The following is an 11,957-nucleotide window of genomic DNA, read 5'->3' on the forward strand; positions in this document are numbered from 1 at the left end:
ACTTGTAAGTTTTACTTACATTAGCGTTTAAAAATACTCGCTATTTATCACTAGCGCCTTTTCCTAAAATACTCCGTGAATTAAGGAGTATCCAATGAAAGAAGAAAATAAACCCGTCATCTTTATGTTGATGTCGACATTAAGCTTATCTGTTACAGGGCTGTTAGCAAAGCAGCTCAGTGATGATTTATCCGTGACCATGTTCAGTTTTTTACGCTTCTTTACTCCAGCTCTCATTTTATTGGTCATGCTGCGCTTTAAGAATCTGACTTTGCCTACAGCAGGTACTATTAAACCAATTGTTCTGCGTGCTCTTTTCATCGCAATGTGTCAGTTGTGTTTCATTGCTTCTTTGCAAACGCTCACTTTGGTTGAAGGGGTTGTACTGTTCGCAACTGGACCACTGTTTATGCCCATCGTCGAGAAGCTGTTTATGCGTGGTCAGATTCGAATGTCGACTATCGTAGCGCTCGTTATGGCGTTTTCAGGTGTGATTTTATTGGCGGGTGCAGATGGCGAGTTTACATGGCGTATCGATTTGCTCTTGGGATTAGCTGGTGGGCTGTTTAACTCGGGTTCTCAATTGACGCTCTACAAAGCAAGTAAGAGTGGTCTATCACCACTAGAAATCAATTTTTGGACCTTCGGCACAGCGGCACTGCTTATCTTGCCACTCGTGTTCGTGAATGATGCGAGTATGTTGGTTAATTCCCTATCGATAAGCACTTTTGAAACGCCCAATACTGCACTCGTATTTTTGATGTCGTTACTCATTATTAATACGCAAGTATTCCGTTCCAAAGCGTACCAGCTTGCAAGCAGTGGTTCGCAGCTTGCACCGCTGATATTCACCAATCTGTTGTTTACCGCAGTATGGCAATGGACCTTCTTTGACGACCAAATGAGTCATAGCCAAGTTGCAGGAGTGAGTTTGATTGTGTTAGCGACGGTATTGAATACCTGTTGGGTTAGGTTCTCAGCACGCCGCGTACATGTACTGCGAAGGACTGAGTTATCATAATCACACTAAAAAACGGCAGCGAGAGTCTGCCGTTTTTATTTAATTGTTTTATTTTCTATTAAATATGATGACTTGTTTACCTTCCTTGTAGGAAAACAGGTCGTTTTTCTATTTTAGTAAAACAAATAGATAAATCTATTTCTGTCATAGGCTTAGAGTTGAATAATAAGATTTGCAAGAATTTAGGGATCGTACACTTTCTATTTGTACTGTAGGAAAGGTCTGAACTGAAACTAAGATTGTTTTTTCTATAACCAAATGCTGATAGCTTTTCATTATAGGTTTGGTTAGGAATCGATAGTAATAAACTATAAATGTAACGAGTTAGCATCACTAATCCAATATTTTAATTAATGCTAATTGGTAATTTTTTAAAACTGGAAAATTAGACATGAGTTCAAAAAACAATGTATGAACTCGGTTAACAAAAATAACTAATGTTAATTCAGTTCATTTTCTGTTCAAAAAATAGGATTAAGGAAAATATTATGAAGCTCAATAAATTAGTTGCGATCTTAGGTTCATGTTTATTTACGTCTTCTGTTCTGGCGGCATCGGCGAATACCATTACTTTCCAAGGTGAGGTGACAGATGAAACATGCACAGTTTCAGTAAACGGTGAAAATGCTTCCCCGGTTGTACTTTTGGAAACTGTGCCGAAGTCAGAGCTAGCGAAAAGTGGTGACACGGCTGGTGCAACGGAGTTTGAAGTTTCTATCTCTGGTTGTACCGGTAACGCGACAACGGGTGTGCCGAACATTTCGACAGTATTCGTCGGTAACCAAGTGACAGGTAATGGGAACCTTGGCAATACAGGCAGTGCGACAAACGTAGAGTTACAAATCTTAGACACTAGCGATTCTGCTATTGACTTAAGCGGTGGCTACAAAGGAAGTAATGATCTTGCACTTGCCGCTGGCGAGAAAGCAAACAGTGCGACGTACAAAGCCCAGTACTACGCAACAGGTGCATCAACAGCAGGTACAGTAAATGCGTCACTACAGTACGCAGTCTCTTACCAGTAAGTTGTAATTGGAGAGAGGCTCTGTCCTCTCTCCTCGTTGTAAAGTGATGAGGTGATAATGTTTTTACGGTTTTGTGTTGTCTTTATCACGGTAATAATGAGCTTCTTTGCGAATGCCAATATTGTCATGACGGGAAGCCGAGTTATATATCCAGAGGGTGAACCGTTCGTTAACGTTTACCTAAAGAACAAAAGCAAAAATGTCTTTATGGTTCAATCTTGGTTTGAGAACGAAGATGGGTCCAAAGCGACACAAAGTGATGTGCCATTTGTCGTGTTGCCACCATTGGCGAAAATTGAGCCACAACGGGGTCAAACGCTAAGGATAATCAAAGGAGTAGAAAAAGCACTTCCCCAAGATCAAGAGTCAGTTTTTTACTTTAACTTTTTACAAATTCCGTCTAATGCTGCCATCGCTGAAGTGGCTGCAAGCAGCAATAAAATTGTGGTAACAGTAAAGCACAAAGTGAAGTTGTTCTACAGACCAAAGCAAGTGGTTAATTACAATAGAAATTGGAAAGAAGACTTTCAAGTTCAGCTCATAAATTATCAAGATGGAATCGCAAAGGTTAGGCTTAGTAATAAGCAACCACTGTATGTATCTTTGTCTGCAAATATGTTCATAGAGCATCTGGACGAAAAGTGGTTCTCAGAAGCTAAAATGATATCACCAAATTCATATCAAGATTTTACGTTCAAAAATGTAAAAATTAAAAAAGGTGATAAAGCCGATTTGTTAATAACGACGATCAGTGACCAAGGGGCATTAATACCTAAGCGTTATTCCATTCAGTTTTAAATATTAATTTAGCTTTGGTGAGTAATATGTTGTTCGTCAAACGTTCATATTTTATTTTTTCGCTTATTGCTGCAATGCCTACTTTAGCGGAAGAGCTCGCTTTTGACCCTTCACTATTTCATGGCGATGTGGATATTCAAAAGCACATGTTATCTGGCGATGCATTAAATGGCTACTCGTTTGATGATGGGCACTTAGTTGATTTGTATGTCAATGGCGAAATGGTTCTCCAAGGGAGTGTTGTTTCTTCTCGTTTGAATAAGAGGACTGAGCGCAAAGAGCCTTGTTTTTCTGCCCAACAACTCAAATTGATCGGGCTTAAGTTGGATGACAAAGCGAAAGCAAATCTCAGTTGTCAGCTTTTGTCTGACGTCGCGCCAATGGTGAAGTGGCAGTATGACGAATCAAGCTTTCAAATGAATTTGGACATCCCACAAGCGGCGATGGAAAGTAAACCTCGTGGTTACATTGATCCAGAAAAATGGGATGAAGGTATGACGGCTTTTTTTGTGCGCCATAACACGAACTATTACCACAATGAGTACAAACGCGCAGAAGACAGCGATTACCTTTACAGCAACTTAAAAGTTGGGATGAATCTGGGCTTGTGGCAATTTCGTCACGATGGTTACTTTCGCTATTTGGACAATGATACAGAATATACCTCGTTGAATACGTACGTTCAGCGTCCTATTTCTTCAATCCACAGTTCATTGTTGCTTGGTGAGTCGTACACCAATGGCTCTATTTTTGGCAGCTTGTCATACAGCGGTATCAAGTTATCAACGGATCAGCGCATGTGGCCGCAAAGCCAGCTTGGGTATGCGCCGGAAGTTCGTGGTGTCGCTGCCACTTATGCTCATGTCGTGATTAAACAGCAAGGTAAAATTATTAAAGAAATCGACGTACCACCCGGTCCTTTTGTTATCAGTGATTTGAACGATACCAAAAGTGATGGTGAGTTAGAGGTGATCATTCAAGAAGCTGACGGTAGCGTAAGCTCATTCAACGTGCCTTACTCCTCGGTGCCTCTTTCTGTGCGCCCTGGACAAATCATTTATAACACCGTTCTTGGTGATGTTAGAGGGTATGAAGAGGTCAGCAATTGGTTTGCTGAAAGTTCTATCCAGCAAGGTGTAAACAACCGTCTTACGTTCAACTATGGTTTGCGCATGGGGAAAGATTATCAGGCGTATTTAGCTGGCGGTGTGGTTGCGACGCCAATCGGTGCATTTGGTATAAATAGCACCTATTCATTTGCGCGTGTGTATGAAGAAAAAGAGTACCAACGTGGGTGGCAAGTGGAGATGAACTATGGTCGCTCGTTTGATACCGGTACCAATTTTTCTCTGCTTGCTTATCGTTATTCTTCAGAAAACTACAAAGAGTTGGAAGACGTTCTGGGCTTGAGAAAACAGCGAAAAAACAATAGCGATGAATATCAGTCTCAAACGCTCAATCAAAGAAACCGTCTTACGTTGTCTTTGAGCCAATCATTGGAGAAATACGGCACGGTTAACGTTAGTGGTTCTCTAGTGGATTATTACGATGGTGAAGAGAGTATCGATTACCAAGCTACCTACAATAATCATTGGAGAAATGTGTCTTACAACATCAGCGTGGGACGTCAGTTTTATCACGAAGAGTTTGGCGTAGGTAATTATGAAAACACCGTAGCATTGAGTGTGTCACTTCCGTTCGACTTCTATGACCGTTGGTCGACATTTGGGTTTAACTATACCCATAGTAAATCGAGTGAATCAGCGACCGCCAATGTATCGGGGACGCTGGGTAAAGATGCACCTGTTTCTTATTCAGTCTACGGTGGGCGAGAAGGGAATAGCAATACTTATGGCGGCAGCTTGTACACCAGAACTCCTTACGGCGGCGTTTCGCTTTCTTCTGCAAATGGCGATGATTACAACCGTGTTTCGGCGGGTATTTCAGGAACGATGCTTGTGCACGATGGCGGTGTCACCCTAGGTCCTTATACCAATGATTCGTTTGCTTTAATTGAAGCGAAAGGCGCGAAAGGTGCCAAGGTAATGAATGGACAAGGTGCAAGAATCGATGACTCTGGCTACGCGTTATTGCCTTCGTTGATTCCTTATCGTTATACCGATGTGTCTTTGAAAAATAATGGGTTAAGTACTGGCGCGGAAATCAAAACCGGTAGTCGGAAAGTCGTGCCGTATTCCGGTGCTGTTGTAAAAGTGAAGTTTGAAACGCTGAAAGGAAAAGCGGTGTTGATCAATACCGTACTCGATAAAGGGGGGATTCCTCCAATGGGCGCAGATGCTTTTGATCAGCAAGGGATAAAGATCGGCATGGTTGGGCAAGCTGGTCAGGTGTACGCCCGATTAAAAGAGACTAACGACGTAGTGATTTTACGTTGGGGTACTGGCAATGAATGCAGCATCAACTACACCCCGCCGAAATCGGACCGAGTACTTCTCTTAACCGAACAAACCTGCATGATGAGGTAATTATGAAATATTCAATATGGACCCTTTGCCTATCTATCTTGTTTGTGAGTATGTCTGCTTTTGCTACCTGCACAAAGCTGAACACGACGAACCAAGCTTACTTATCAACCGAGGCAATCAACGCTGGTTACTATGTAAACAATAACTTTACTGGTGCGGCGGATGGATACTTTGGAAGCTATGGTTTACCCGGGGTGATTAGCATCAACAGTGGCAGTCTTTTTCAGCCAGATGGCAGCGTCATTGCGACTTCGACAGCTTCGTTCTTAGGCTCAGCAAACCGAACGCCTTATGGCGATAAGCAGGTTTTGTTTCGATGCGACTTAGCTGATAAAAACGATCTTTGGGAGTATTACTCAACAAACGGAGACGACAACTATGCAGGACGAAATGAAGTTCCGGGCATTCCAGGAGCCTATTATTCTGACTATCGTTATGCCGCCTTTCGTCTGACTAATCTTGCAACCGGTGAGTACTATTCCCGTTATTGGAAAGCGAGAAAGCTCAACCCTGATGATATGTTTCAAGACAGCAATTACATCTATGTACACGCAGGAGTGTTTAGTGATGTAAGTGTTGAAGTCATCAAAGTAACCAGCGGGACGGGTAACTACGGGTTGAACTACGGTCGCTTTTCACCGACTCGTAACGGTGTGCATGGCTATATTGCATTTAAAGGCGGCGGTCGAAGTTCTGGTTTGACCGTTGGTTGTGACCATGGTGGCGGTTGTTACAGTGGATGGTATGGAGATTATCCCGGAGCGTGGGGATGGGCGAATCAGCTTACGTTTATTCGTGGTGCGTTTTGCCAAGTTTCAGATTACACACCACACGTACTCTTCCCGACGATGACCGTCGATGCGCTAAATAATGGTGAATCATCAAGGTTGGCGTTTAGCATCGGTTTACTGTGTGAACTTAATGCTGCGTCTGGCACCACATCTAACACAAGTACCAGTCTGACAGCGACACGTCCGATTGCGATCGGCTTATTGGTGAACTCTGCCAACGCAGCCAGTAAAGCCGAGCAACTTGGGCTAAAAACATCTGCGGGCGGTTTAACGTATTTGTTAAGCAATGAATACGGGAATCCTGGCGTAGCTCAGGGGGTCGGGATCAGAATATACGATAACTCTGGGTCTCCAATGAACCTGTTGCCTAGTCGTACGACTGGAACGGGTAATGCTGGCGGATGGTATGGCTTTAAAGAGGTCACGCAATTGGAATCATCCAATGCATCTTCTGAATCCTACCGAGGTCACTTTACGGCTTCTCTAGAAAAACTCAGTGGTGAAACTGTTACAGCAGGAGCTGTGTATGCCCAAGCGCAAATCATCGTCAGCTTTCAATAAGTTCACTTGGTTACTTTTCAGTATTGTTTTGGTTTTTTCGATGTCTTCTGTTCATGCAGCTGTCGATATAGATCGAACTCGTATTGTCATCAGTGCCCATGACTTAGGAAGTGACTTTACCCTAGCGAATTCTGGTGAGGATAACGTACTTCTTCAATTATGGACGGACAAAGGTGACCTCAAGGTTTCTCCATCGGATGAGGAGACACCATTATTCGTTATCCCTCCTATTTTTAAAATGGCGCGGGGAGAAGTGCGATCAGTACGTTTGTTACTGAATCGAGCCGATTTAGATTTTGAAGATCGTGAAAACTTGCTTTGGTTAAACATCTTTCAAGTGACGCAGGTATCCGAAGAAACAGTCACCGCAAATACTCAGCAAATCATGTTGCCGTTGAGGTTGCGCTTAAAAGTACTTGTTCGCCCAAAAGGCATCAAAGCCCCAGGAAAACACGCGTTTTCACAACTGCGTTTTGTGCGCTCAGGAGAAAGTTTGAAGGTGGTGAATCCGTTGCCTTGGTTTGCAAATTTTTTGTCGATAAAAGTGGGTGACGATACCTATGAAAGAATCACTGTCGCACCTTTTTCGAGCGTCAGCTTACCGCTAGGTCAACGTCTAAATATACAACAAGTACATTTCGACATCATTGGAGATGACGGAAATATAACAAATTATAAAGGTACCTTAGTTCATTAGAATAAAGTGGTGAGATTTATGATTTACAACTTTGAAAGGGAGTTCGCTGCTTGGTTAGAGGAAAAATCGATCTCTAGGAAAGAACTTATTGCAATATTACAACAAGCCTATTATGAGGAGTTTAAAGGGTTAGACACCATCACTCTGAGCCGGTGGTTGAACGGTAAAGTGATTCCTCCTTTGTATAAGCAATTCTATATCGCGCGATGTTTAGACATCGACTTAGTTGAGATCATTCTTAATCTAGATGAGCACGGGCATAAAAATCCTGCACGGCATGCCTCGGTGTTGTCTAATTTGGTAAAGGCGTTTGACTTCTCTCTGACGGCTCTTTCTTACTATAAAGTACCCGAATTTGTTCGAAGTGAAATTCGTTCCCAAACCTATTACGAACACCTTGAGGTTTTTAAAGATTTTTATAGCAATGTTTCTGCCATTGAAGGTTTTATTGGGGACTTGTACGCGATGAAAACGGATATTAAGTACAAGTGTATTTTATTGCAGAATAAACAAGACGATATTGTTGGTCATTGGGCTGGTATATTGAACTTAGAGAAGCTGAACAACCTATCTTCGTTCATTAGTATCCCTGAAAACGAAGTAAAGCGAAGTTGTCTGGTTAAGTTAGGACACGCGATGAACTCTACTCATTTCTTTGAATTAGTGATTCAAGCGATTTGTTATTACTTGCTTTCTCTTTATAAGACAAAGGATTACGTCTATATCTTTATTGCCGGATATCCGATTCTTGAGTTTGCAAAGAAAGTATTTAATGCAAAAGAGGTCAAGTATTACCCGCCTACAGACAGTAGCCAGAAGGTGGGTTTGTATTTGGTTAAGTTCGATATCATTCGTTCCATTTCCAACCCTATTTTGATTCCAAAGATCAAAAAAAAATTGCAGTGTTTACAAGAGTGCGATTTTAAAGACTGCAACCTTTGTAACTTGCGTCAGTTTTGCTCTGCCAAGTCAAAATCTTGTCCTGCTTAGCTTATAAGTTAACGGTTAGCGTTTTGTATAAGAAGCCTTGTAGCCCCCAAACTGGGATATTGCTCTGCGTGATTTGCATACGCTCTAGTGGCGTTTCGACCCGTTCAATGATCAACTTTGCTCGGGTCTTTTTGCTCAGTTCAATCACTCGGTCATAATAGTCTTGTTTAGTGGAGTGTTCGACCTTAATAAACTGATAAAGTCCACCTAGCACCTCTTGTTCTCTAAAATCGAAGTCTAAATCATAGTCATCTACTGCTAACAGGACATTTTGTTTCTTCAGAAAATCGAACCCCTTTTGAATTTCTGGGCATCGTTGGCAGGTATTCCTTTCTGTGACTTCAATGACTAAATCCGCCTTTAATGTTTCGAGCGTATTCCTAAGAATGACAATGTCACACAATAAGTACTTGTCGCATAGGTTGCTTCTTTCAAGGTTAATGAAAACGTATTTTCCAAAGAAGTCATTGGTGTGTTGATGGATATAATGCTCTAATCTAGAAATCAACGCACGGCTCATATGAGGGTACTGTATTTCCCGATTATAGAGGTCTTTTATCTCTTGTTTTGGAAGATTCAGAGGATCGAGAAGAACCTCGTAACCAAGAACCCTGTTCTTGACGTCGACGATTTCCTGCAGCTTGTAATGGATATCCGATGGGTAGATATTGTTGGTTTTATTCAAGTAATCTTCGATCAAAAAGCACATTTTCCCGTTATTCCGTTTTTTTGAACATGATGGTGATGAACTCCATCTCTTCATCAGAGATAAGTGGTTTTTCATCGAGCAACGTTTTTCTCTTAAATTCAATGACACCTTTTATTTCACGTATTTGCTCTGGTCTCATTTCATTAATGCGTTGTTTTATATAGTTAAACTCTCTTTGTTCTACGCCACTCATGTTGAATCCATTACTGATATACCGCTGCATTAGGGTGTCGTTTTTCGTGTATTCAATTTAATTGAAGAGTGAAGCAGCATGTTGGCATTAGGCGTTGAAAAAATAGCAAGCTGCTAATGGACTCGATTTCGATAAGCTCTGCACTATTGATGTCAGGCTTCGCAATTCTCCTTTGGTTGTTCGCGAATTGTTTGATTTTTAATCAGAATGAGCTAGCGTCAAGAAAGGTGCAGGGAGAGAAAACATGCTGACTTTAAACTATCACGTCGAGATTGCCGCGACACCTCAGCGCGTATGGAGCGTGCTGACCGATGTCGAACTATACAAACGATGGGCACAAGCCTTTTCGCCTCAGTCTCAATTTGATGGCGCATGGGAAGAAGGTTGTGACATGACCTTTTTTGACCCAGACATGGGCGGAACGAGAGCGATAATTGACACAGTACAGCCGCTACAAAAACTGGAGTTTCATCATGTTGCCATTTTTAACCCAGATAATCGGCAGCAATTGGATGGAGACTTAGCGTCAAAGTGGATCGGATCGCGAGAGATCTATCAGATCGATACTTTGGAGGATCGCTTATTGCTGAGTATAACCATTCACACTCACAGTGATTTTGTGTCGATGTTCAACCACGGCTGGGAGAAGGCTCTGCCTTTGATCAAAACTATCAGCGAAGAATAGGGTGAGGTTGCAAGCTAAGATTGGGCTGACGACAGGTGACTTGTGGGTATACAATAGCCGCCAATTTGCGCACCAAGAGAGTTGATGATGGAATTTAAGGTTGATACCCACACGCATACGTACGCCAGTGGTCACGCATACAGTACGTTGATTGAAAATGCGAAATCGGCAAAAGAGAACGGGCTTGATATGTTCTGTACGACCGATCACGCTGAATCAATGCCGGGTGCGCCTCATTACTGGTTTTTCTCTAACCAGAAAATTCTGCCTCGTTTTCTTGAGGGGGTTGCGATCATTCGTGGCGTTGAATCTAACATCATGAACACTCAAGGTGACATCGACATTCCCGACAGCGTTGATCGAAATTTGGATTGGGTGATTGCCAGTTTTCATGAGCCAGTATTCCGCCCTGCAGATAGTGCCACGCACACGGAAGCGTTGTTGAATATCATCAAAAATGGTCGTGTTGATGCGTTGGGTCACTTAGGTAACCCGAACTTTGACTTTGATTTTGAAGCTGTGCTGAAGTGCGCTAAAGAGCACAATGTAGCGATTGAAATTAACAACACCACTCTGAAGGGCAATAGCCGCGTCGGTAGTGTAGACCGCTGCCATGAGATTGCACAAATCGGCAAAGAATTGGGTGTATTTTTCACTACCGGCAGCGATGCACACTTCTGCCATGATGTGGGTAATCTGAGCTTAGTCGGCGAGTTAATGGACAGAGTGGGTATCGACAGTAGCAAAGTTATTACTCACTCAGCACAACAATTCTTAGCCTTCTTAGAGTTGCGCGGTCGTAAGCCAATCGTAGAGTATGACGAGATTCGCAACGCATAAACTTGATTACACTTTTGGTTATGCAAGTGTTAAGGGATTGCTTTACACTGCTCGCATTAAAAAGCCGACTCAGAATTCGGCATTCAATGGAGAAGTGAAGATGTTACGTCCTTTAATACTGGGGTGTGTGATTGCGTTAGGCTCAACTTATGCAATGGCAGAAGCCGTCGATTTAAAACAAAACATGAAGCAGATGAAGATGGAATTCAAACAGGCGGCGGAAGCGTCTGATGTTGAAACCATGAAATCTGCGATTGATAGCTTGCAAGCGATCGTCGAACAATCTAAGCGTGGTAATTACCCACCAGAGAAGTTTGATATCTACCTAGAAGGCTTTAACAAGTTGACGGTAACGCTAGATAAGATTGAAGCTGATCTCGATGCGGGCAAGCTACAAGAAGCGAAAGATCAATTACGTGAAATCGATAGTCTACGCGAAGAGTACCACGATAAGCGTAACCCAAGTATTTGGAGCAAGCTGTTTAGCTAACCGTTTATCCAACTTGAAAAGATGACCATCAGCCTGCCACTTCGGCGGGCTTTTTTGTGCCTGTCAATCACAGTATTCAAGAAAACCTGTGAGGTAGCAGCCACTTATGAATCCTCTTTTTGAGCTAGCACTCAGAATTGGTTACGCTATGTGAAATTTGTTAAGTCACCGTTATGCGTAGATTAATTCCTTTTTATCGCTCCATGTTATTTGCTAGTGCTCTAAGTTGGGCACTAGTGACACTGATGCCTGTTATCAATGCTCATGGTAACAGCATGGGGGTGTGGGCGACGCTATGTACACTGAACGGTTTTGAGTTGGTGCAGATAGAAGAGGGCGACAACTCCGTCAGCCACAAAGGTAAGCCTTGTCCGTTCAGCCACTTCTCGACTTTTCATCACGATACACTTCCAACGACACCTCTACTCTCAAGATTGAGCTTGGTCGTTTCTGACAGCTACACTTATTTGGCTCTAAGTGTGCGATTTGAAACGCCAGTTCCTCGTGCTCCCCCAATTTCCTTTTTCTCATAACAAAAACAATTACAAGTAAATAAAGCCAACAACACTGCCATTCGAGCAGTGGTACTCCCGAATCTAAGTCAAATGACGTCACATACCGATGAGTATGTTCAGGATGCGTTTGACTGAATTTGGGTGTTCACAATGAAA

At 42.5% G+C, this 11,957-nt stretch carries 13 protein-coding genes; 11 read left to right on the plus strand and 2 right to left on the minus strand.

Annotation, left to right across the window (positions count from 1 at the left end; all coding sequences use genetic code 11):
- Positions 1-94: 94 nt before the first annotated feature.
- The 7 genes from NL647_RS00970 (at position 95) to NL647_RS01000 (ending at position 8,369) form a co-directional block, all read left to right on the plus strand.
- Positions 95-1,021 (plus strand): DMT family transporter, encoded by a 927-nt coding sequence (locus NL647_RS00970; protein ID WP_053050909.1) that lies wholly within the window; start codon positions 95-97, stop codon positions 1,019-1,021.
- 488 nt (positions 1,022-1,509) lie between these two features.
- Positions 1,510-2,046, plus strand: a complete 537-nt coding sequence (locus NL647_RS00975; RefSeq protein ID WP_005448705.1) for a fimbrial protein — start codon at positions 1,510-1,512, stop codon at positions 2,044-2,046.
- Between the two features lie 96 nt (positions 2,047-2,142).
- Positions 2,143-2,844, plus strand: a complete 702-nt coding sequence (locus NL647_RS00980; protein ID WP_230844635.1) for a molecular chaperone — start codon at positions 2,143-2,145, stop codon at positions 2,842-2,844.
- A 26-nt stretch (positions 2,845-2,870) separates the two neighbouring features.
- On the plus strand, positions 2,871-5,330 hold the full coding sequence (locus NL647_RS00985; RefSeq protein ID WP_253649478.1) for a fimbria/pilus outer membrane usher protein: 2,460 nt from the start codon (positions 2,871-2,873) through the stop codon (positions 5,328-5,330).
- 2 nt (positions 5,331-5,332) lie between these two features.
- Positions 5,333-6,682 carry a fimbrial usher protein StbD gene (gene stbD / locus NL647_RS00990; RefSeq protein WP_053050906.1) on the plus strand — a complete coding sequence of 450 codons (1,350 nt, stop codon included), beginning with the start codon at positions 5,333-5,335 and terminating at the stop codon, positions 6,680-6,682.
- Entirely contained in the window at positions 6,648-7,379 is a 732-nt protein-coding gene (locus NL647_RS00995; protein WP_253649479.1) for a fimbria/pilus periplasmic chaperone, read from the plus strand. The genes stbD and NL647_RS00995 overlap by 35 nt, the downstream gene beginning before the upstream one ends.
- A gap of 18 nt (positions 7,380-7,397) precedes the next feature.
- On the plus strand, positions 7,398-8,369 hold the full coding sequence (locus NL647_RS01000; RefSeq protein WP_005448711.1) for a hypothetical protein: 972 nt from the start codon (positions 7,398-7,400) through the stop codon (positions 8,367-8,369).
- Between the two features lies 1 nt (position 8,370).
- Here the strand turns inward: NL647_RS01000 and NL647_RS01005 are convergent, their stop codons facing one another.
- Positions 8,371-9,078 (minus strand): EAL domain-containing protein, encoded by a 708-nt coding sequence (locus tag NL647_RS01005; protein WP_252045592.1) that lies wholly within the window; start codon positions 9,076-9,078, stop codon positions 8,371-8,373.
- A 7-nt stretch (positions 9,079-9,085) separates the two neighbouring features.
- Complete coding sequence (locus NL647_RS01010) at positions 9,086-9,271, minus strand: hypothetical protein (protein ID WP_005448713.1); 186 nt, start codon at positions 9,269-9,271, stop codon at positions 9,086-9,088.
- Between the two features lie 244 nt (positions 9,272-9,515).
- On the opposite strand from NL647_RS01010, the gene NL647_RS01015 reads away from it, so the two are divergent.
- The 4 genes from NL647_RS01015 to NL647_RS01030 all read left to right on the plus strand — a co-directional run bounded on the left by NL647_RS01015 (position 9,516) and on the right by NL647_RS01030 (position 11,819).
- Positions 9,516-9,956, plus strand: coding sequence for an SRPBCC domain-containing protein (locus NL647_RS01015; protein WP_005448715.1), 441 nt, complete (start codon positions 9,516-9,518; stop codon positions 9,954-9,956).
- 87 nt (positions 9,957-10,043) lie between these two features.
- The gene (locus NL647_RS01020) at positions 10,044-10,796 is read left to right on the plus strand and encodes a phosphatase (RefSeq protein ID WP_005448720.1); all 753 of its coding nucleotides are present in this window, start codon (positions 10,044-10,046) and stop codon (positions 10,794-10,796) included.
- Between the two features lie 100 nt (positions 10,797-10,896).
- Positions 10,897-11,286, plus strand: coding sequence for a cytochrome b562 (locus NL647_RS01025; RefSeq protein ID WP_009697233.1), 390 nt, complete (start codon positions 10,897-10,899; stop codon positions 11,284-11,286).
- Between the two features lie 173 nt (positions 11,287-11,459).
- Positions 11,460-11,819: a hypothetical protein gene (locus tag NL647_RS01030; RefSeq protein ID WP_253649480.1), complete on the plus strand. Its 360-nt coding sequence runs from the start codon at positions 11,460-11,462 to the stop codon at positions 11,817-11,819.
- The last annotated feature ends 138 nt before the right edge of the window (positions 11,820-11,957 follow it).

It is taken from the genome of Vibrio sp. Y29_XK_CS5, assembly GCF_024181835.1.
Taxonomy (GTDB): domain Bacteria; phylum Pseudomonadota; class Gammaproteobacteria; order Enterobacterales; family Vibrionaceae; genus Vibrio; species Vibrio harveyi.